This window comes from Volucribacter amazonae, assembly GCF_029783845.1.
GTDB classification, from domain to species: Bacteria; Pseudomonadota; Gammaproteobacteria; order Enterobacterales; family Pasteurellaceae; genus Volucribacter; species Volucribacter amazonae.
Genome location: NZ_LWID01000001.1, coordinates 1,031,938 through 1,053,637 on the forward strand (window position 1 = coordinate 1,031,938; position 21,700 = coordinate 1,053,637).

Here is a 21,700-nt window from a genome sequence, read left to right on the forward strand (position 1 = left end):
TGGCATTAAGAAATCTTTTTCTGCAAAATAAGGCAAAAAGTGCGGTCTATTTTGGCAAAATTTTTATCTTAAGGCTTTTAGAACAGGGGCTGGCACTAATTGACTAATATCGCCACCATGCAATTTTATTTCTCGGATCATTGTTGAGGAAACATACGACCACCTATCTGAGGGGGGGAAAAAAAGGCTTTCTACGCCTTGAGTTAATAAGCGATTTAAGTGAGAAAGTTGCAATTCATATTCAAAATCCGCTACCCCTCTTACACCTCGAATAATGGCTTTAATCTGGCGTTGCTTAATTAGCTCGGCTAATAAGCCTGAAAAACCTTCTACACTAACATTAGGCAAATGTGCTACCGATTGTTTAACCAATTCAACACGTTGTGCTAATTCAAACATAGGGCGTTTACTCGGGCTTGCTGCCACCGCAACAAATACTTGAGGAAACAATGCCGCACTACGCTCAATAATATCTAAATGTCCATTGGTAATAGGATCAAATGTTCCCGGATAAATTACGCTTGTCATGCTGTTATCGCTCTAAATAAGGTTGTAAAAGTTGTAATAAACGGTCTAATGCCCCTCGGTTTTCCATTAAAACCTTAAAACCAGCTTCGCCATATTGGCGGCGTTTTTCCGCCGAATTTAGCAAAATATCCACCGCACTTTTGAAAGATTGCACATCAGATTTTACCTTCAGCACGCCTTGCTCCTTTGATAATTGCTCAAAGATTTCTGGAAAATTAAAGGTATATTGCCCACTAATAATCGGGCATTTAAAAGCAAGAGGTTCTAGCGGATTATGTCCACCATGTTTCACTAAACTGCCACCAACAAATGCCACATCCGCTAGTCCATATAACAACATTAGTTCGCCCATGGTATCGCCTAACACCACTTGTATTTTGGCATTTGGTAAGATATTTTTGCTACGGCGACAATAATTAAATCCCATTTTTTCAACCAATTCCGCAACCACATTAAAACGCTCAGGGTGGCGTGGCACAAGGATTAAGAGTAAATCAGGATATTGCGTTAATAATTGTTGATGAGCTTGCAAAATGATTTCATCTTCTCCGTCATGGGTACTTCCTGCCACCCAAACCAGCCTATCGCCCCATAAGGTTTTTAAACCATTAATTTTATCCTGTAAATGAGGAGAAATTGTTAAATCATACTTGATATTGCCCGTTAATTTTAATCGCTGATCGGGATAACCAAGTTGTAAATAACGTTCGCCACTGATGCGATCTTGGGCAGCAATTAACTCAATATCCTTTAAAATATTTTGAAAACGTGTTTTTACCCAACCATAACGTTTAGCTGAACGCGGCGACAAACGGGCATTAGCAATCATAAAAGGAATATGGCGTTGCCGTAATTGACGAATTAAATTCGGCCAAATTTCCGTTTCAATCACAATGCAAAGTTTAGGTTGCACAAAATCAATAAAACGTTTAATCACGAACGGAAGATCGTAAGGCAAATAAATATGTTTAACCTGCTGCCCAAAAGCAGACATCACCCGATCCGAACCTGTTGGAGTAACGGTAGTAAAGGTAATGGCAAGATCAGGATATTGTTGTTGTATGCGTTTTACCAATGGTGTGGCTGCAATAACTTCCCCCACAGAAGCCGCATGGATAATAATGCCCTCTGGTTTTGGAGGTTGAATGTGATGATAACAACCATAGCGTTCGCCAAGGCGTTGACGATATTTCGGCGATTTTAAACTGCGAATCAGCATAAAAAATATAATGATTGGCTGAATACAGTACATTAATAGAGTATATAAAAAACGTAACATAAGTTTTTGTTATTTTTCTTGTTTAAATTTGTTTTTAGTAAACTTTGCTCTTAGTAAACATAGGTGAGAGCGATTTTATATGCTAAAATTTCGCAATAGTATAATCTTTCATGCAACAGACTTAAAGGATAAATTATGGCAGAAAAATTGCCGATTACGGTTACTATTCTGACAAAAAACTCACAAACTTACCTGAAACAATGTTTAAATGCGTTACAAGATTTTGATGAAATTATTGTTTTAGACAATGGTTCAAGCGATAAAACCTTAACCATTGCACAGCAATATCCCAATGTTGTTATTCAGCATCATACTTTTATCGGCTTTGGCGAAATGAAAAATTTAGCCGCCTCTTTCGCTAAACATAGTTGGATTCTCAACATTGACAGCGATGAAATTTTTACCCCTGAGCTTATACAAGAAATTCGCCAATTAGATCTTAGCAATCCTAATCGGGTATATGCTATTCCTCGCATTAATCATTATCGTGGTAAACCCATTAAAACCTGTGGTTGGTATCCTGATTATGTAAAACGCTTATATCATAAAAGTGCGGTACAATTTAACCATAAAAAAGTGCATGAATCGCTACAATTAACGCAAGATCATCAAATTATCAAGTTGAACCACCCCTTTGTGCATTATTCCTTTGCCAATGCAGAAGGATTAATTAACAAAATGCAACAATATACGAGCTTGTTTGCAGAGCAACAAAAATTCCAAAAACGTTCTTCTCTACTGACCGCAATTGGGCATGGCATTTCAGCCTTTATTAAAAATTATTTCATTAAAAAAGGTATTTTATCTGGTGCTGACGGCTTTGTGATTTCCTTTGCCAACGCCTGTGGTGCTTATTATAAATATGTGAAATTAGCGGAAGCAAACCAAACCTTAACATCATCATTGATTATTACCACTTATAATCGCCCCGATGCCTTAGAAGCGGTGTTATACTCGGTGTTAGCCCAAAAAGATTTACCGCAAGAAGTGATTATCGCTGATGACGGTTCAAAGGAACAAACACAACAAGTTATCAAAGATTTTCAAACTCAAGCCCTACCTTTTAAACTCAAACACGCTTGGCAACCTGATGACGGTTTTCGTTTGGCACAATCACGCAATCGTGCGTTAGCTATGGTGGAAAGTGATTATGTCATCATTATTGATGGGGATATGCTTCTTCACCCTGACTTTATCGCAGATCATAAGAAAGCAGCACGCAAAGGGCTTTTTGTTCAAGGGGGACGAGTCATCTTAACAGAACAAAAGACCGAACAATTATTGGCAAATCCTCGCCAATATAGACCATTAAAATGGTATGAAAAACAACTAGAGAAACGACTAGAAAAACGCCTTTCAGCCTTACATTTGCCTTGGTTAAGTGCGGTCATTTTAGCCAAAGAATTGCGTAATGAATACCAAGGCATACGCGGTTGTAATATGGCTTTCTTTAAGCAAGATGCCGTAGCAATTAATGGCTTTAACAACGATTTTGTTGGTTGGGGGCGTGAAGATAGTGAGTTTGTAGCACGTTTTTATAATAACGGTGGTAAACGAGCTAACCTTAAATTTGCTGGCATTGCTTATCATCTTTGGCATCACGAAGCGGAACGAGATAGCTTGCCAGAAAATGACAAATTACTTGATATAGCGATTGAACAAAAAGTCATTGCTTGCCACAACGGACTTGCCCAATTAAAACCCATTGATGAACAATAAAAACAGTAAAAAATAACCCATTATGAACGAAACTACTCAATCTAAAGTAACATTAGTGATTACCAGTGCTGGGCGTTTTGATCTATTAGCACAAACATTGCAAAGTTTTTTTCATTATAATCATTATCCCTTAGCCAAAATTATCATTATTGAAGATAGTGGTGGGGGTGAGAAAGCATTACGTGAATTGCTTCGCCAATACACTCAATATCCTATTCAATTAATCATAAATCCACAACGTTTGGGACAGATGCGTTCTATTGATCGTGCTTATGCCGAAGTAACAACGCCCTATATTTTTCATTGTGAAGATGACTGGTTATTTTCACAATCGGGCTTTATTAAGCGTTCTTTAGCTGTATTAGAACAAGATCCCAAGGTTTTATTAGTAGGAATGCGAAGCAAACAGGATTACCCTGAAGATTTTTTCCTTGCTGAAGACTATATCTCACCACAAGGCGAACATTTTTATCAAGTGCGTAAAGAGGTTTTTACCTTTAATCCCACATTGCGCCGTAAAGCCGATATGGATTTATTCGGTCATTACGCAAAATTAAATGGACAACCTTTAGAAGATGTTCTTTCTGACTTTTATCGCCAACGAAATTTTATTAGTGTTTTTTTCAAACAACCCGTTATAGAACATCTTGGCGATAAACGGCGAGTGCATTTTAGCCAAAATAAAACCAACAACCGTTTAAATTTAATCCTCGATCAATGGATTAAGAAAGCCAAAGTGAAGCTCTTTAAATTTTTAGGAAAAACCATAAAATAATTTCAATTTAAACCGCACTTTTGTGCGGTTTTATAATTATTTTACCCCTTGGTTATAGCGGATTTTCAGCGAACCAGCTTTCTAAGATAAGACAAGCAGAAATACCATCAACTTTGCCTTTTTTGAGCGATTTAAAACCGCCTCGCTCAAATATTTCGCTGCGAGCTTGGGTGGTGGTAAGTCGTTCATCTTGAAGTTTAACCTGTATGCCAAAACGTCCATGCAACCGATTTGCAAATTTTTTGGCTCGTAAGGTAAGGTCTTGCTCTGTGCCGTCCATATTTAAAGGTAAGCCAACTACCACAAAATCAGGTTGCCATTGTTGTAGGCATTGTTCAATTTGTTGCCAATTTGGAATCCCATCTTGGGCTTTAAAGGCAGGTAATGCTTGGGCTGTGCCTGTAATACTTTGCCCTACGGCACAACCAATACTTTTTGTGCCAAAATCAAAAGCGATAACGGTTTTTCCCATTAGGCGTGTCCTGCTTGGTAGGAAAGGCTTTCTTGTTGAATGCCTAATATTTGCATTGCGGCTAACCAACGGCGATCATAAGGTACATCAAATAAAATATGTTCATTAGCAGGAACAACCAGCCAAGCGTCATCAGCGATTTCATTTTCTAGCTGATTTGGCGACCAACTGGCACAACCCAAAGCCACTAAGTATTTTTCAGGTTGGCGTGCTGTGCCAAAGGTATCAATAATATCGCCTGAGGTAGTGAGCTGTAAGCGATCAGTAATTTTATAACTATGCTGAAAAGCCTGCTCAGTTTTTGTATGTAAAATAAAACCATGCTCAATATTAACAGGCCCACCTGCTAACACCATATCTTGCGAGAATTGACGGTCATTTGCCATCATAAAATTCATTTTTGCCACTAATTCCGCAATACTCAAATCGGTAGGTTGGGTTAGCACTAAGCCCATACTCCCTTGCTTATTATGCTCACACATATAAATGACAGCGCGATAAAAATATTCATCATTTAATTGTGGCATAGCGATTAAAAAATGATCGTCTAATTTCATTTGCTTTCCTACTTGTTAGGGCTAATCACTTAGCCTAAATCGCCAAAATAAACTTGTAAAGCGGTAATGGCAACTAATGCGGTGGTTTCGGTGCGTAATACCCGTTTGCCTAATAAAATTTGTGCAAATTGTTGTTGCTCGGTGTAGGCAATTTCCTGTTCTGATAGCCCGCCCTCAGGGCCAATTAATAGGCGTACCCCTTGTGCGGGTATGCTTGGCAACGTTTTAATGGAATAGCTTGCTCTTGGGTGTAAATTTAATTTTAAGCTGTTATCTTGTTCTTGACACCAATCTTGCAGGCTCATTAAAGGACGAATTTCAGGGATCACATTACGCCCACATTGTTCACAAGCACTAATGGCGATTTTTTGCCATTGTTGAATTTTCTTTTCCATTCTTTCCGCTTGCAGTTTTACCCCGCAACGTTCAGAAAGCAATGGCGTAATCACTTTTACCCCTAATTCAACGGATTTTTGAATGGTAAATTCCATACGTTCGCCACGAGAAATCACTTGCCCAAGATGAATAGGTAAATGGGATTCACGATCAACATATTGCCGTTGCGAAAGCGTAACCACCACCTGTTTTTTATTTATTGCTTGAATAACCGCAGGATAAATATGGTTACTACCATCAAATAATTCAAGTTTTTCCCCCGTTTGCATACGCAAAACTCGCCCAACATGATTGGCGGCCTCTTCGTTCAGCACATAGGTGGTTTGCTCAACCAAAGGAACAGGCTGATAAATTCGTGGTATTCTCATTTTGTTTCATTATCGTTATGCAAAAAATTAGCCCTTATCTTAACATTGTTAGTGAAAATAATAATGCAAAATTTTGCCAAATCTTCATATTGTCATGTCAATGAAGACAGTACAAGTAGTACGGCAAGGTATACCAACGCTGTATCATTTTAAAGTGGGACGTTTAGCCAATTAAAATATTGTACAAAGGAATATCCCAATCTTGCATGGGAATTTGTGCCACTTGTTGACAAGCATGAGCCAGCCCCACAGGGATAAAATTTTTTTGTTGCCAATTTGCCAAGGTGCGATCATAAAAACCGCCCCCCATACCCAAGCGGTTGCCTTGTTGATCAAAAGCGACTAAGGGGGTAAAAATAATGTCCAGTTGTTCAAGTGGTAATAAGGTTTGACAGTTGAGTTTAGGCTCAAGAATACCAAATTGATTAGGGATCATCTCGGTATCAGGTAAATAACGTAAAAACAATAAATGCCCACGACAAAAAGGGTGAAGAACGGGTAAATACACGAATTTTTGCTGTTGCCATAAGGTTTGAATTAATTGTTGGGTTGATATTTCACCATCGTGGCTAAGATAAAGGGCAATATGCTTTGCTTGCCGTTGTTCAATCAATTCTAAGGCTTGTTGAGTAATATGTTGTTCAGCTTGAGCTTGTTGAAGTGCGGTCAGTTTTTGACGAATTTTTCTGATTTGATGACGAAGTTGTTGGCGAGTTTGTAACATTAAGATTTTTTATCCTCTATTGATAAAGGCCCCAGAGTGCCGTCGTGGACAGCAGTCCTTGAACCCTATGGTTCAAGGAGAATTAGTTATTATTATTTTTAGGCTTCTTAGTCTAGCTAAGCCTGCACACCAATAATAGAGAACCAATTCATTATGTTTAAAGTATCGGCTCAGGGACATAATCCACAGGCGAACACCCCAGGTAATCTTTGTTGTCAATACTAACCCAATTTATCGCTAGGATCTAGTGTTAATTCAGTAAATCCTTATTAAGATCACATTAATTGTGCAATTTGCTATTTTGTTGCTGGGTTAAGATATGATCTAAAGAATGATCAAGCTGTTGAATACGGGTATGTAATACGTTTTCAATGGCAAGATTTTTTTGTTTTTCCTGTGCCAGTTCAAAACTTAAATTTAATCCCACAATGGCAAGCAGACGTTCTAATTGTACGATACCTGTACGTTCTTTTAATTCCGCCACTTTATTTTCTAGATCTTGCGAGGCGGCACGCAATTCTTCGTGTTGTTGTTCAGGGCAGTTTAAGCGTAATGTTTGACCGAAAATAGTAATTTCAATACTTTTTGATGACATAAATAGAGTTCTCGCTAGCAACGATTTTGCCCTATTATGCCATTTTTTTGGCTATTTAATCTAGATTTATTGGTTGCATTAGGGCAAGAGTGCTAAAATATCCGCCAACCACTGCGAGGAAAAGAATATGCTTAATAAAAATACTTATCAACAATTTACCGCGAGCTTAAAGCAAGCCGCCATTCCCCTTTCGCCCGCTGAATTACATGGTTTTTTAACAGGATTAATTTGTGGTGGCGTGGCAGATCAAAGCTGGCAACCCTTATTGTATCAATTCACTAATGACGGACAGGCTTATCCCCAAAAGTTATTACAAGAAGTCAGTGAACTTTATCAAACCACCTATACACTCTTGGCGGATATTGATGGGTTTAATTTCCGACTTTGGCTAGCAGAACACGACTCGGTGTTTGTGCAAGCAGACAGTCTATCAGAATGGGCAAACCATTTTTTATTGGGATTAGGTTTAGCTCAACCTCGTTTGCAACAATATCAAAACCCAGATATTCAAGAGGCGTTGGAAGATTTACATGATATTTGTCGTTTATGTTATGAAGAAGATGATGATCCTGAAGAATTGAGCTTGGCATTAGAGGAAGTTACAGAATATGTACGCACGTTGGTAAACTTGTTTTTTGCCGAATTTCGTCCTCGTCAAGCTCAAACAAACACCTTACATTAAGCAAAAAGGGGAAAATATGGATTTGGCTTATTTAGCACAGTTACCCGCACAAGAGTTTGTTCAACGCCGTATGACCTTATTGGAGAAAATGCCCGATAATAGCGTTTTATTGGTGTTCTCTGAAATAGAAAAACGGCGTAATAATGATTGTTGTTATCCTTTTCGCCAAGACAGCTATTTTTGGTACTTAACGGGATTTAATGAACCTAATGCCCTGTTAGTATTACAAAAATCGGCAGGACAAGGACAGCAAATTTTATTTTTACGTCCCTCTGATCCCTTGTCAGAAATTTGGCATGGACGGCGATTAGGGGTTGCTCGAGCAAGTGAAAAATTATCGGTAGATCGTGCCTTTTCTATTGATGAAATCACTACAGAATTGCCAAAAATTTTGGCAAAAGCCACCGCACTTTATCATTATCAAGGGCTACACCCTTGGGCAGATCAATTATTGGCAACCTTGCCCCTACCAAGCCAACAAGCTAGCTGGCAAACTTGGTTAGATGAAATGCGGTTAATTAAATCAAAAGCAGAAATTGCCCTAATACAACAGGCAGGACAAATTTCCGCCTTAGCCCATTTGCGTGCAATGCGAGAAATACGTCCTAATCGTTTTGAATATGAAATAGAAAGCGAGTTATTACACGAGTTTAGTCGCCATGGAGCTCGTTTTCCCTCCTATAATCCCATTGTCGCAGGGGGCGAAAATGCCTGTATTTTACACTATACCGAAAATGATTGTCTGCTCAAACAAGGCGAACTTGTATTGATTGATGCAGGTTGTGAATTTGCTATGTATGCCGGGGATATTACACGCACCTTTCCTGTCAATGGGCGTTTTACTGAACCACAAAAAGCCATTTATAACTTGGTACTAAAAGCACAAAAACGTGCTATTGAATTATTGGTAGCAGGAAATTCTATCAAAATGGCAAATGATGAAGTCATTCGGATTAAAGTAACAGGCTTGATAGAATTAGGCATTTTACAAGGCGATATTGATGAATTAATTGCCAATCAGGCTCACCGTCAATTTTATATGCACGGCTTAGGGCATTGGTTAGGGCTTGATGTTCATGATGTTGGCGATTATGGCAATAATCGGGATCGTCCTTTAGAAGTGGGTATGGTCATAACCGTTGAACCCGGGCTATATATTTCGCCTCAAGCTGAAGTTCCTGCACAATATCGTGGTATTGGGGTTCGTATTGAAGATAATATTGTGATTACCGAATATGGCAATAAGGTATTAACCAGTGCAGTACCCAAAGAAATTGCCGACATTGAGGCATTAATGCAAGGGGAGCAACCGCGGTGTATGATGTAATTATCCATGGCGGGGCAATGACAGGGGCAACCTTAGCATTAGCCTTAGCCAATAATCCGCAATATCCGTTAAAAATTGCGGTGATTGAACGCCAACCTCAAAATTTTCATCAACAACAAGGGTTTGATGCACGCTGTATTGCCCTAGCCCAAGGCTCTTGCCAACGTTTTGCTCAAATCCCATTAAGCCAATCAAACCAGATAAGGCAACATTTATGGCAAGCAATCCAATCATTTGCCACCCCGATTAAACAAATTCATGTGTCAGATAAAGGCAAAGCAGGCATAGTACAATTTCACGCAGAAGAATTTCATTTGGATCAACTCGGGGCAGTGGTAGAGTTACACCAAGTAGGTAAATTATTACTCGAGCAAATCGCATTACAACCCCATATTGATTATTTCTGCCCTGATGAAATGGTTGAGATAATCCCTTTACCCCAGCATATTCAAGTTACCTTAAAATCCCAACGCATTTTAACCGCAAAATTGTTAGTAGGGGCAGACGGCGTACCTTCTAAAGTGGCACAATTAAGCCATATTCCACAACAAACCTTACGAGATTATCAACAAACGGCAATCATCACCAATATTCAAACACAACAGGATCACCAATATCGGGCTTTTGAACGCTTTACCTCACAAGGACCTATTGCATTATTGCCTTTAGGCGAAAAACGTATGACCTTGGTTTGGTGTGTAACACAAATTGATGACTTGTTATCTCTCTCTGAACAAACCTTTTTAGCCAAATTACAACAAGCCTTTGGTTGGCGATTAGGCAAATTAGAACAATGCGGACAACGTTTTGCCTATCCGTTAAAACTGATTAAAGCCGAACAATATATTCAACCAAGAGTGGTATTAGTCGGCAATGCCGCCCAAACTTTACACCCTATTGCGGGACAAGGCTTTAACTTGGCGATAAGAGATATATTGGCATTAAGCGAATATATTCAACAACAAGTAAAACAAGGGACAGATTTTGGCGATTACACACAATTACAACATTACCAGCAACAACGCCAACAGGATCAAGCTAATATCATCAATTTAACTGACGGCTTGGTTTCACTTTTTGCTAATGACTTATTACCAATGAAAATCGGGCGTAACTTCGGCTTATTGGCATTAGCACAATCTTGCTTATTGCGTCAACATTTCGCGAAACAAACACTAGGGTGGGTCTAATTTATGAAACATTTTGATCTTGTTATTATTGGTGGCGGTATGGTGGGATTGGCATTAGCCCTCGCTTTACGCCATAGCTCATTTAATCTCGCTGTGGTTGAAAATCGCCCACCAGATTTAACACAACAAGAGGTATCACATCGGGTTAGTGCATTAAATTTAACTAGCCAACAAATGCTTGAACAATTTGGGGTTTGGCAATTATTGTTACAACAGCGAGCAACGGCATACCAACAAATGTATATATGGGAAAAAGATAGCTTTGCTCAACTTAATTTCACAACACAAGGATTAGGGGTAAGCCATTTAGGACATATTGTAGAAAATGCCTTATTACAACGCCTATTATGGCAACAGGTTGAACAACAAAAAAATTGTGAAATATTGACCGCACTTCCACAACATTTAGGTATTACCGAAGACAATGCCATTCTCTCGCTAGCTAATGGCGAAATATTATCAACCAAATTGGTGGTCGGAGCTGATGGTGCAAATTCTTGGCTACGCCAACAAGCACACATTCCGCTGGTTTTTCGTGATTATGGGCATCACGCATTGGTTTGCAATGTAAAAACCAGTGAACCTCATCAACATTGTGCAAGGCAAATTTTTTCGCCACAAAGTATTTTAGCCTTTTTACCCTTACATCAAGAGGATCTTTGTTCCATTGTTTGGTCATTACCACCAGAACAAGCAAAACAACTCATAAATTGCGATCAAGCCAGCTTTAATAAAGCCTTAACGGTTGCCTTTGATCACCAGTTAGGATTATGTGAAGTAGTAAGCGAACGCCAAAGCCACCCACTTACCGCAAGATATGCTCGCCAATTTGCCCAACCTCGCATAGCCTTAGTGGGAGATGCCGCCCATACCATTCACCCCTTAGCGGGTTTAGGTGTCAATCTAGGTTTCCAAGATGCCATAACACTTGCCCAAACCTTACTGGCTTTAGCACAAAAACAACAGGATATAGGCTTATACCGCCACCTTCGCCACTACGAACAACAACGTAAAACAGAAGCAATGAAAATGCTAATCGCCATGCAAGGCTTAAAAGATCTGTTCAGCGGCGACAATCCTATTAAAAAACTGATCAGAGGTATTGGATTAAACAGTGTAGAAAACCTCCCCCCCTTAAAACAACAACTTATCCGTAAGGCGTTGATGCTGTAATCAAAGATATATCATTATACTTTGCAATAATAGGGTGCTGACATAACCTCGCCGTACTATCTGTACAGTCTTCGGCGAGGCGTCTTGTCTTATTTTAAATTGAAACAATTATAAATTAACCTAAGCCAAAATGACCTCTAAGCCCTGTTGTTGCAATTCCGCAATAATATTCGGATCGGCTTCTTTACCTGTAATAAGAATATCAATTTCCTCTAATTTCGTGAAAAGCATACCTACCTGTTGCCCTAATTTTGAACTATCAAGTAAGACTACATATTTGCCTGATTTTGCGGACATTTGTTGTTCTGAATTGGCGATTATCATATCGGTTTTATATAGCCCTTCTTTGGTAAAGCCCCGACCGCTAGTAAACATAATATTGGCAATATAGGTGGTTTCATTTTGAGTATTAAGGGATAAAGTAATGGCTTTATTTCTGTTATATTGCCCACCTAAAATCACAATATCATCGTGATTGCGTTCAATTAAATGATTGGCGAGAGGAAGATAATTAGTGATAATTTGCAACTTTCTGCCACAGAGTTGTTCCCCTAGCATTAACATTGTTGAACCACAAGTAATTAATATACTTTCCCCCTCTTGGCATAATTCACTGGCAGCTTTGGCGATACGTTGTTTTTCATTGCTGTTGGAAAAGGTACGCTGGCGAGGTTGGTTGACATCAAAATATAAGGCTTCGGCACCATTGCGGACTTTTCTCAACTTACCGGCTTGATGCAATAAATTAATATCTCGTCGAGCAGTGGCTGGCGAAATATTAAGCGCCTCAATAATTTGTTGAGTAGATAAAGTCCCTTGTTTATTTAATAGGTTTAACAGATTGCTATGCCGATAATGTGCGTTCATTTTAATCCTTATGCAAAATAACAGGTCATAGCTTATATAATACAATAAACGCTGATTGATTGCTTTTGATTTTTTTGATTATTTCAATCAGCGTTTAATTTTTTATTTATTACAACATGGATTTAAATTGAATATTGGGTTCATACTCAAAACAATCATCAAAGCCACGTGGGTGATGATATTCAATTAAATCTTTATCTCGCGGATAAACATATTTCCCCCCTACTTCCCAAATAAATGGGTGGAATTGGTATTGTAGGCGATCTTTACGCATACGCCAAAGCTGTAAAATTTCGTCCGTACTTGCCATAAAGTTAGTCCAAATATCATGGTGTACAGGGATAATCACTTTGGTGCGTAAACACTCAGCCATACGCAATAAATCAATAGAGGTCATTTTATCCGCAATTCCCACTGGATTTTCACCATAGTTATTTAATGCCACATCAATATCAAACTCTTTACCATGTTTAGCAAACTGAATTGAATAGTGTGAATCCGCACCATGATAAATATTACCACCGGGGGTCTTAAAGACATAATTAACGGCTTTACGTCCCATTTCTTCATCAGATGGGCAAAGTCCTGCTAATTCGCCCCCTTGCTCCTCCGCACCTTCCACTGGCAAAGTGACTAAACAAGTACGATCAAAAGAATCTAAGGCGTGAATTTCTATATCTTTTAATTTAACCACATCACCAGGTTTCACAATAATCAAACGATCTTCAGGCACACCCCATTTTTTCCATAATTCAGCACAATGCCAAGGTCCGACAAATTTTACGTGATCCAGTTTTGGGTTATTCACAATCGCCGCAGCAACATTCACATCAATATGATCGCTGTGATAATGAGAGGCGACAATAAAATCCACTTCATTAATCGCAAAGGGATCAAGTACCATTGGTTGAGCTCGCAGATTAGGTTGTAATTTTCTTACCCCTGCCATATTTGCCATTTGGTGTCCTCTTACCATATCTTTTACTTTTTTGGTACTTTTACCACGACTGCACCATAAATCCATACAAATATTGGCACCACCCGGGGTTTTAATCCATACGCCTACACAACCTAGCCACCACATAGCAAAATGCCCTTCAGGCACCACTTCTTGCTCAATTTCTTCATTTAACCAAGTGCCCCATTCTGGAAAGGTGGAAAGAATCCAGCTTTCACGGGTAATTTCTTGAATTTTGCTCATAACTTGCTCCTCATAGATAATCAAAATAATCACAACTAATCATAACTAATCATTATTATTTGTAAAATGCTTTTTTCAAATTTTGTGATCTAGCTCTCTTTTTGTTGGGTAAGATAAAAAGTGCGGTAGTTTTTTTCATTATTTTTATCGTTAAAAAACAATAATAAAACTGACCGCACTTAGAGAATAATAGGTGATAAATGGGCTAATGATTATTTATTGGAGCTTTTAACTGACAATAGATGATTTTAATTGATTAAAAAATTTTGTGATCTTATTCACAAATAATCAAAAATAATCTTTTATAATCTTAAAAGTGCAGTATTATGCTAGCCATAGTATTGTGAGGATTAAGTTATTAATATGACTTAATCACTGGCAAGACTATTTTTGTTATCATTTTGTTGTTCCTATCCACACAACTCAAGAGAGGTCCATTATGGAAACACTCTATAATTTATTCTTAGGTTTTAATGACCAAGTGTTATCTAAAGCCCCCTTCCTATTAGGGTTGGTGGCTTGTATTGGTTATATTTTATTGAAAAAAGATACTACCACGATCCTCAAAGGGACGATCAAAACCATTGTGGGTTTTATGATGGTACAAATCGGGGCAGGGACGTTAGTCAGCAGTTTTAAGCCTATTATTGAAAATTTATCCAAATTTCATAATCTCGCAGGAGCAGTGATTGATCCTTATACCAGTATGCAATCCACCATTGAAACTATGGGCGATAATTATGCTTGGGTCGGTTATGCGGTTATATTAGCGTTATTCCTCAATATTTTATTGGTGGTTTTGCGTCGCTTTACTGGTGTTCGTACCATTATGCTTACAGGACATATTATGTTCCAGCAAGCAGGGTTGGTTGCTGTATTCTATATGATTATTGGTGCCTCAATGTGGGAAACCGTTATTTACACTGCAATTTTAATGGCATTATATTGGGGCATATCCTCTAATATTATGTACAAACCAACGCAAGCGGTTACAAATGGGGCAGGTTTTTCCATTGGTCATCAACAGCAAATTGCCTCTTGGATTGCCACCAAAATCGCCCCGAAATTAGGCGATAAAAACGATACGGTGGATAAAATGAATTTGCCGAAATGGCTACATATCTTCCATGATAGTATTTCCGCAACCGCATTAATTATGACCTTATTCTTCGGTATAATTTTGCTTTCCTTTGGCTTAGATAACTTGCAAGCTATGGCAGGTAAAACCAACTGGTTTATGTATATCCTTGAAACAGGGTTAAAATTTGCGGTAGCCATTCAAATTATTGTTACTGGGGTGCGTATGTTTGTGGCAGAGCTGTCCGAAGCCTTTAAAGGAATTTCTGAAAAAGTCATTCCAAATTCGGTACTGGCTATTGATTGTGCGGCAATCTATGCTTTTTCACCTAATGCGATGGTATTTGGTTTTATGTGGGGGGCGATTGGGCAATTTGTGGCTGTTGGGCTATTATTGCTGTTTAATAGTTACTTTGAAGTGCATAATGCGGTATTAATTATCCCCGGTTTTATTCCAATGTTCTTTTCCAACGCCACTATCGGTGTATTTGCTAACCAATTTGGTGGTTGGAAAGCTGTGATGAAAATCTGTTTTGTAATGGGCATTATTGAAATTCTAGGTTCTGCTTGGGTTATCCACTTGTTAGCCACACAAGGAACAACCTTTAATGGTTGGATGGGTATGGCTGATTGGGCATTATTCTTCCCACCTGTCTTACAAGGCATTGTGAGCATTCCCGGTTTCTTCTTTGTAATATTGTTGCTTGCGTTGGTATATATGTATTTTGCTGCTCGTCAATTACGTCAGGACGAAGCAAAAGCCGCGGCGGCAGGTTTAACCTTAGAGCAATTAGACGGTTATGGTTTAGACGAGGTAGCCACCCCAGTAAGGGAAGAAGTGAACCAAGTACAAGCTGGCAACAAAGTAGTGAGAATTTTAGCGGTTTGTGGTTCAGGTCAGGGCTCATCAATGATGATGAAAATGAAAATTAAAGGTTATTTGGATAAAAAAGGCATTGCCAATATTATGGACTCTTGTGCGGTAACAGATTATAAAGGTAAATTAAACGATGTTGATATTATTGTTGCCTCACAACATTTGGCTGGCGAAATTCAAGTAGGTGAAGGAAAATCGGTACTTGGCGTGAAAAATATGCTTAATCCTCATTCTTTTGGCGAGGAGTTAATTGAGTTAATTAATAAACATAACGCTGAGAAATAACCATTTAATCAAGATCGCTTTGATAAAAAATAAACAAAGCGATCTCACAATAAGGAGAGGAAAATGAACTTAAAACAATCATTAATGGATAATCATTCTGTTTTGCTTAATCAAACAGCAAAGAGTTGGCAAGAGGCCGTAAAACTGGCGATTGATCCTTTAATTGCTTCAGGAGCGGTGGAACCACGCTATTATGATCGTATCATTGAATGTATCACAGAAATGGGACCTTATATTATTCTTGCCCCCGGTTTGGCAATGCCACACGCTCGTCCTGAAGACGGGGTTAAGCATACCGCTTTTTCGTTAATTACTTTAAGCCAACCCGTTTTCTTTGAGGGCGAAGAAGAACCTGTTGATGTGTTATTTGCTTTAGCTGGCAGTGATTCCGATCAGCATATGCAAGGGCTTATGGAAATCACCCAAGTGTTAGATGATCCTGATAGTGAAACAGGAATTGATCTTGAAAAAATTCGCCGTTGTCAAACAGTTGAGCAAGTTTATCAAGTCATTGATCAGGCATTAGCCTAATTAAAGCAATAGTTTGAGCATATAAATTTATTGATAAATTTTAAACTGACTAATTAAAAAAGGATAGCTTATGACAAAACCATTACTACAAATCGCTTTAGATTCACTTAATTTAGAAAAAGCCGTTGCTGATGCTAAACAGGCGGAAGACTTGGTAGAGATTATTGAAGTGGGTACCATTCTTGCTTGTGCTGAGGGAATGAAAGCGGTAAGCACATTACGTGCATTGCACCCTAATCATATTATTGTCTGCGATTTAAAAACCACAGATGGCGGTGCCATTCTAGCCAAAATGGCATTTGAGGCAGGAGCCGATTGGCTTACAGTTTCAGCCGCAGCTCACCCAGCCACGAAAGCAGCTTGTAAGAAAGTGGCTGATGAATTTAATGCTGCTCACCCTGAATTAAAGGTAAAAAAAGAAATTCAAATTGAAATTTATGGTAATTGGACTTTTGAAGATGCTCAACAATGGGTTGATGCTGGCATTAAACAAGCGATTTATCATCGTTCTAGAGATGCAGAATTGGCGGGCAAAGGTTGGACAGCCGAAGATATTGAAAATATGCAACGTTTAGAACAAATTGGACTAGCGGTTTCTATTACTGGTGGTATTGTGCCACAGGATATTCATTTGTTTAAATCCATTAAACATGCCAAAGCCTTTATTGCAGGACGTGCATTGGTGGGCGAACAAGGTAAAACGACAGCCAATGCAATTCGGGCTGAAATTGCGCAATATTGGGACTAACTTAGCACAAACATAATCAAAGGGAGCTGATGTTTGGCAAATAAATCAACGGGGCACTATTCTATATTTGCCCCAAGTTCTTGAGAAATCCCTTGAGCTGTTAATTGAATCTGTTGCTGAACATTAGCCATACCAAGTTGAGCAAATTTATAAATGGAGGCAGATACGGAAACTGCATATTCCACTTTGTGCTGATGATTAAAAATAGGGTAAGCGATACACATAACACCTAATTCATTTTCTTCTCTATCCATAGCATAATGCTCAAGCTGAATTTTATTTAATTCTTCACACATTTTGTCTAAGGAAGTAATGGTTTTAGCGGTTAATTGCTGAATAATTTCTTGATGACTTTGCCAATAGGTGGTTAAATAGGCGGGATCATCTTCAAAAGCAAGGTAAAGTTTTCCCATCGCTGAACAATAAAGAGGCAAATGTTGACCGATATAAGCACGAGTTTTCATCATACCTGTGGTGGGCTCAAGTTTATAGATCATTAATGCGTGATCATCTTCCCGTTTAGAAAAATTTACCGTTTCGCCTAAGGTAAGATTTAATTGCTCTAAATAGGGCATAGCAACATTAATAATATTTAATGAAGCTAAGGTTTTATGTCCAATGCTTAAACATTTTGTGGTTAAACGATAACTGCCTGTACTATTCGCTGGGCAGACAAAACCTTCACTTTGTAACCCCTGTAATAGGCGATGAACGGTACTTTTATTTAACCCTACCAACTTAGTCAAGTGAGCAAGTGGGCAGCCATTTGGATAGTTGCTTAATAAATCAATTAAACGTAAACCCCGTATTAAACTTTGATTACCTTGATTTTTTTCCATAAGTGATATTCCTTAATTTGGGTGGGTTTCTATTTCATATTATGAAATAGAATACCATATTTTTGCGATCTTGTTCACAAATTTGAAAATTTACAAATAACATATTGATTTATATTAACTTTTTATTTTTCAATTAAATTGACTTTGTAGCTTGAACAGCGTAATTTGTGAAATATGATTTTACTATCTGAAATTCAAGAGGGTGTTATGCGAGTATCTTATCAACAATTAAAAGCAGAATTTAAACGTGTTTTATTAGCCCGTAATGTAGCTGAGCCTATTGCGGAAGATTGTGCCACTATGTTTGCCGATACCACACAAGCAGGGGTATATTCACACGGTGTTAATCGTTTTCCTCGTTTTATTCAACAATTAGAGAACGGCGATATTGTGCCAGATGCAGAACCAACAAAAGTATTATCGGTTGGGGCAATAGAACAATGGGACGCCCATCAAGCTATCGGTAATTTAACTGCCAAAAAAATGATGGATCGCGCGATGGAAATTGCCGATCAGTTTGGTATTGGTGTGGTGGCATTAAAAAATGCCAATCACTGGATGCGTGGCGGTGGCTATGGTTATCAAGCGGCAGAAAAAGGTTATATCGGTATTTGTTGGACAAATTCTATTGCAGTGATGCCACCTTGGGGAGCAAAAGAATGTCGTATCGGCACAAATCCTCTTATTATTGCGGTGCCAAGTAATCCTATCACCATGGTAGATATGTCTTGTTCTATGTATTCTTACGGTATGTTGGAAGTCAACCGTTTAGCAGGCAAACAAACCTTTGTTGATGCTGGATTTGATGACGAGGGTAACCTTACTAAAGATCCAGCTACCATTGAGAAAAATCGCCGTTTATTGCCAATGGGATATTGGAAAGGATCAGGTTTATCTATTGTGCTTGATATGATTGCCACCTTACTTTCCAATGGGCTATCTGTGGCAGAGGTAACGGAAGAAAAAGATGATGAATACTGTGTTTCTCAAATTTTTATTGCCATTGAAGTAGATCGTTTAATTGATGGTAAAACTCGTGATGAAAAATTAAATCGCATTATGGATTATGTTAAAACCGCAGAACGAGCTGATCCTAATGTTGAGGTTCGTTTACCTGGACACGAGTTTGTCGCCTTAAAAGCGGATAATGTGGCGAATGGTATTCCTGTTGATGATAGCGTGTGGCAAAAACTGTTGTCTTTATAATCATAACTAAAGCAAAGGGGGCAGCAAATGTTTTTCGGGCATATTCAACATATTGATTTTCATTTATATCCAAGTGCGGTACAAAAAGCATTGCGTTTTTTGCAACAAACTGATTTTGATCAGCTTGAGGTAGGTCGCTATGAATTAGAGGGCGATAAAATCTATGTGCAAGTGCTAGATTTACAAACTCAGTCTGCTGAACAAAATCTACCTGAAGTCCATCGCCATTATCTTGATGTGCAATATTTACACAGTGGTATAGAAAAAATTGGCGTGGTTGCCGACAATGGCAATAATCCTGTGGCACAACCCTATGACACCAAACGAGATATTTTGTTTTATGCCAATGTGGAAAATGAAAGTTATTTGATTATGCGTCCAGGTAATTTTGCTGTGTTCTTTCCCAATGATATTCATCGTCCTAATTGTATTGATGGGCAATCTTCACCCATCAGAAAAGTCGTGGTGAAGATTGCAATGTCGCAATTAAGTCCTTAGGAGGCAAAATGCGTGAGTTAGCTCAATATGTGAATAAAGCTCTGGAATTTACTCTTGTGGTAATTTTAGCTGTAATGTCAGTGCTGGTTTTTATCAATGTGGTATTACGTTATGGTTTTCATAGCAGTATTAGTATGACGGAAGAATTATCTCGTTATCTGTTTGTTTGGTTGACATTCTTAGGTGCAATTTTAGCCTTTAGCGAAAATCAGCACGTAAGAGTAACGATGTTTATTGACAAATTAACTGAGCAAAAACGGAAAATCTTGTCGCTATTCACTGATGGTTTAATGTTGTATTGCTGTTATTTAATTTTAATGGGTAGCTGGATACAGTTTCAGCTAAATATCAATAATATTGCACCTATTTCGGGTATTCCAATCGGTATTAATTTCCTTGCTAGCCTAATTGCGGCTATAGCGATTGGTCTTTTATTAATTGCTCGTATATTTAGTACATTAGTACTTTTAATAAAAGGAGTAAACAAATGACCATAGTTCTTTTCCTCTCGGTATTATTAGGCTGTATTCTCCTCGGCGTTCCTGTTGCATTTTCATTGATTGCTTGTGGTATCGCCTTAATGATCCATTTAGATTTATTTGATGCACAAATTCTTGCTCAACAATTAGTCAGCGGTGCTGATAGTTTTTCCTTACTGGCTATTCCGTTTTTTGTATTAGCAGGTGAAATAATGAATGAAGGCGGTTTGTCAAAACGCATCATTGATTTACCAATGAAATTGGTTGGGCATAAACGTGGTGGATTAGGCTTTGTGGCAATTATTGCAGCAATGATTATGGCAAGTTTATCAGGATCTGCGGTCGCCGATACTGCAGCTGTGGCAGCGATGTTATTACCAATGATGAAAACCACAGGCTATCCCGTTGATAAATCCGCTGGATTAATTGGTACAGCGGGTATTATTGCACCGATTATTCCACCTTCTATCCCCTTTATCATCTTCGGTGTTGCCAGTGGTGTTTCCATTACGAAGCTATTTTTGGCGGGCATATTTCCCGGCATTTTAATGGGCGTTTGTTTGGCGGCATTATGGTGGTGGCAAGCCAAACGTCTTGATTTAATGACCTTTTCCAAAGCCACTAAACAAGAACTCTGTCTTTCCTTTAAAAACAGTATTTGGGCATTATTGTTACCTGTGATTATTATTGGTGGTTTTCGTTCAGGTATGTTTACCCCAACGGAAGCAGGAGCGGTTGCTGCGTTTTATGCCTTAATTGTTTCCATTTTTGTCTATAAAGAGTTGAAATGGTCGCAACTGTATAAAGTGCTATTAGCCGCAGGCAAAACCACCGCTGTCGTGATGTTCCTTGTAGCGGCAGCACAAATTACAGGTTGGTTAATTACCATTGCAGAATTACCACAAATGCTTACTGAATTACTTGAGCCATTGATTGATAGCCCAACCTTATTATTAATTGTTATTATGTTGGCGGTCTTTATCATCGGAATGGTCATGGATCTTACCCCAACAGTGTTAATCCTAACACCTGTACTTATGCCATTAGTGTTAGAAGCAGGTATTGATCCTGTTTATTTCGGTGTACTGTTTATTTTAAACACCTCTATTGGCTTATTAACACCACCTGTCGGCAATGTATTAAATGTAATTACGGGTGTATCAAAATTACCTTTTGATCAAGCAGCCAAAGGGGTAATGCCTTATATGTTAATGATGGTTGCATTATTATTTACTCTGATTTTCTTTCCTCAACTCGTTTTAACCCCACTTGCGTGGTTACAATAGGAGAATATTATGAAACTTAAA

At 38.5% G+C, this 21,700-nt stretch carries 23 protein-coding genes and 1 other RNA gene; 13 read left to right on the forward strand and 11 right to left on the reverse strand.

Going from position 1 to position 21,700, the window contains the following annotated elements; translation table 11 throughout:
• Window positions 1-63 precede the first annotated feature (63 nt).
• Window positions 64-528, reverse strand: coding sequence for a pantetheine-phosphate adenylyltransferase (coaD, locus tag A6A20_RS05050; RefSeq protein WP_279572436.1), 465 nt, complete (start codon window positions 526-528; stop codon window positions 64-66).
• Between the two features lie 4 nt (window positions 529-532).
• On the reverse strand, window positions 533-1,807 hold the full coding sequence (gene waaA / locus A6A20_RS05055; RefSeq protein ID WP_279572437.1) for a lipid IV(A) 3-deoxy-D-manno-octulosonic acid transferase: 1,275 nt from the start codon (window positions 1,805-1,807) through the stop codon (window positions 533-535).
• Window positions 1,808-1,942: 135 nt separating this feature from the next.
• Between waaA and A6A20_RS05060 the strand changes: the two genes are divergently transcribed.
• Both A6A20_RS05060 and A6A20_RS05065 read left to right on the forward strand, forming a co-directional pair.
• Entirely contained in the window at window positions 1,943-3,526 is a 1,584-nt protein-coding gene (locus tag A6A20_RS05060) for a glycosyltransferase family 2 protein (RefSeq protein WP_279572438.1), read from the forward strand.
• A 22-nt stretch (window positions 3,527-3,548) separates the two neighbouring features.
• On the forward strand, window positions 3,549-4,301 hold the full coding sequence (locus tag A6A20_RS05065; RefSeq protein WP_279572439.1) for a glycosyltransferase family 2 protein: 753 nt from the start codon (window positions 3,549-3,551) through the stop codon (window positions 4,299-4,301).
• Window positions 4,302-4,353: 52 nt separating this feature from the next.
• Here A6A20_RS05065 and ruvX read toward each other — a convergent pair whose 3' ends face one another.
• From ruvX to A6A20_RS05095, 6 genes are all read right to left on the reverse strand, one after another.
• Window positions 4,354-4,773, reverse strand: a complete 420-nt coding sequence (ruvX, locus tag A6A20_RS05070; protein ID WP_279572440.1) for a Holliday junction resolvase RuvX — start codon at window positions 4,771-4,773, stop codon at window positions 4,354-4,356.
• The gene (locus A6A20_RS05075) at window positions 4,773-5,330 is read right to left on the reverse strand and encodes a YqgE/AlgH family protein (protein ID WP_279572441.1); all 558 of its coding nucleotides are present in this window, start codon (window positions 5,328-5,330) and stop codon (window positions 4,773-4,775) included. The genes ruvX and A6A20_RS05075 overlap by 1 nt, the downstream gene beginning before the upstream one ends.
• Before the next feature lie 29 nt (window positions 5,331-5,359).
• Window positions 5,360-6,094 (reverse strand): 16S rRNA (uracil(1498)-N(3))-methyltransferase, encoded by a 735-nt coding sequence (gene rsmE / locus A6A20_RS05080; protein ID WP_279572442.1) that lies wholly within the window; start codon window positions 6,092-6,094, stop codon window positions 5,360-5,362.
• Window positions 6,095-6,257: 163 nt separating this feature from the next.
• Window positions 6,258-6,818, reverse strand: coding sequence for a 5-formyltetrahydrofolate cyclo-ligase (locus tag A6A20_RS05085; RefSeq protein ID WP_279572443.1), 561 nt, complete (start codon window positions 6,816-6,818; stop codon window positions 6,258-6,260).
• Window positions 6,819-6,842: 24 nt separating this feature from the next.
• Window positions 6,843-7,026, reverse strand: a non-coding RNA gene (ssrS, locus tag A6A20_RS05090) — 6S RNA.
• A 72-nt stretch (window positions 7,027-7,098) separates the two neighbouring features.
• The gene (locus tag A6A20_RS05095) at window positions 7,099-7,413 is read right to left on the reverse strand and encodes a cell division protein ZapA (protein WP_279572444.1); all 315 of its coding nucleotides are present in this window, start codon (window positions 7,411-7,413) and stop codon (window positions 7,099-7,101) included.
• Window positions 7,414-7,540: 127 nt separating this feature from the next.
• Between A6A20_RS05095 and A6A20_RS05100 the strand changes: the two genes are divergently transcribed.
• The 4 genes from A6A20_RS05100 to A6A20_RS05115 are packed head-to-tail and all read left to right on the forward strand — an operon-like array spanning window position 7,541 to window position 11,785.
• Window positions 7,541-8,095, forward strand: coding sequence for a YecA/YgfB family protein (locus A6A20_RS05100; RefSeq protein WP_279572445.1), 555 nt, complete (start codon window positions 7,541-7,543; stop codon window positions 8,093-8,095).
• Window positions 8,096-8,111: 16 nt separating this feature from the next.
• Window positions 8,112-9,422 (forward strand): Xaa-Pro aminopeptidase, encoded by a 1,311-nt coding sequence (pepP, locus tag A6A20_RS05105; protein WP_279572446.1) that lies wholly within the window; start codon window positions 8,112-8,114, stop codon window positions 9,420-9,422.
• 17 nt (window positions 9,423-9,439) lie between these two features.
• Window positions 9,440-10,612 (forward strand): 2-octaprenyl-6-methoxyphenyl hydroxylase, encoded by a 1,173-nt coding sequence (ubiH, locus tag A6A20_RS05110; RefSeq protein WP_279573746.1) that lies wholly within the window; start codon window positions 9,440-9,442, stop codon window positions 10,610-10,612.
• 3 nt (window positions 10,613-10,615) lie between these two features.
• Window positions 10,616-11,785 (forward strand): FAD-dependent monooxygenase, encoded by a 1,170-nt coding sequence (locus A6A20_RS05115; RefSeq protein WP_279572447.1) that lies wholly within the window; start codon window positions 10,616-10,618, stop codon window positions 11,783-11,785.
• A 120-nt stretch (window positions 11,786-11,905) separates the two neighbouring features.
• On the opposite strand, the gene ulaR is transcribed toward A6A20_RS05115, so the two are convergent.
• Window positions 11,906-12,652 (reverse strand): HTH-type transcriptional regulator UlaR, encoded by a 747-nt coding sequence (ulaR, locus tag A6A20_RS05120; RefSeq protein ID WP_279572448.1) that lies wholly within the window; start codon window positions 12,650-12,652, stop codon window positions 11,906-11,908.
• A 109-nt stretch (window positions 12,653-12,761) separates the two neighbouring features.
• Window positions 12,762-13,853 carry an L-ascorbate 6-phosphate lactonase gene (gene ulaG / locus A6A20_RS05125; protein ID WP_279572449.1) on the reverse strand — a complete coding sequence of 364 codons (1,092 nt, stop codon included), beginning with the start codon at window positions 13,851-13,853 and terminating at the stop codon, window positions 12,762-12,764.
• A gap of 439 nt (window positions 13,854-14,292) precedes the next feature.
• Here ulaG and A6A20_RS05130 point away from each other — a divergent pair, with 439 nt between their 5' ends.
• The 3 genes from A6A20_RS05130 to A6A20_RS05140 all read left to right on the forward strand — a co-directional run bounded on the left by A6A20_RS05130 (window position 14,293) and on the right by A6A20_RS05140 (window position 17,371).
• Complete coding sequence (locus A6A20_RS05130; RefSeq protein ID WP_279572450.1) at window positions 14,293-16,092, forward strand: PTS ascorbate-specific subunit IIBC; 1,800 nt, start codon at window positions 14,293-14,295, stop codon at window positions 16,090-16,092.
• Between the two features lie 63 nt (window positions 16,093-16,155).
• Complete coding sequence (locus A6A20_RS05135) at window positions 16,156-16,623, forward strand: PTS sugar transporter subunit IIA (protein ID WP_279572451.1); 468 nt, start codon at window positions 16,156-16,158, stop codon at window positions 16,621-16,623.
• Between the two features lie 70 nt (window positions 16,624-16,693).
• On the forward strand, window positions 16,694-17,371 hold the full coding sequence (locus A6A20_RS05140) for a 3-keto-L-gulonate-6-phosphate decarboxylase UlaD (RefSeq protein ID WP_279572452.1): 678 nt from the start codon (window positions 16,694-16,696) through the stop codon (window positions 17,369-17,371).
• Between the two features lie 56 nt (window positions 17,372-17,427).
• Here the strand turns inward: A6A20_RS05140 and A6A20_RS05145 are convergent, their stop codons facing one another.
• Window positions 17,428-18,210 (reverse strand): IclR family transcriptional regulator, encoded by a 783-nt coding sequence (locus A6A20_RS05145; RefSeq protein WP_279572453.1) that lies wholly within the window; start codon window positions 18,208-18,210, stop codon window positions 17,428-17,430.
• A 207-nt stretch (window positions 18,211-18,417) separates the two neighbouring features.
• On the opposite strand from A6A20_RS05145, the gene yiaK reads away from it, so the two are divergent.
• From yiaK to A6A20_RS05165, 4 genes are read left to right on the forward strand one after another with little or no spacing between them, the layout of a single operon-like run.
• A complete protein-coding gene (yiaK, locus tag A6A20_RS05150; protein ID WP_279573747.1) occupies window positions 18,418-19,416 on the forward strand; it encodes a 3-dehydro-L-gulonate 2-dehydrogenase in 999 nt (332 codons plus the stop codon).
• Between the two features lie 27 nt (window positions 19,417-19,443).
• On the forward strand, window positions 19,444-19,914 hold the full coding sequence (locus A6A20_RS05155) for a NanQ anomerase/TabA/YiaL family protein (RefSeq protein ID WP_279572454.1): 471 nt from the start codon (window positions 19,444-19,446) through the stop codon (window positions 19,912-19,914).
• An 8-nt stretch (window positions 19,915-19,922) separates the two neighbouring features.
• Window positions 19,923-20,405, forward strand: a complete 483-nt coding sequence (locus tag A6A20_RS05160; RefSeq protein ID WP_279572455.1) for a TRAP transporter small permease subunit — start codon at window positions 19,923-19,925, stop codon at window positions 20,403-20,405.
• Complete coding sequence (locus A6A20_RS05165) at window positions 20,402-21,679, forward strand: TRAP transporter large permease subunit (protein WP_279572456.1); 1,278 nt, start codon at window positions 20,402-20,404, stop codon at window positions 21,677-21,679. The genes A6A20_RS05160 and A6A20_RS05165 overlap by 4 nt, the downstream gene beginning before the upstream one ends.
• The last annotated feature ends 21 nt before the right edge of the window (window positions 21,680-21,700 follow it).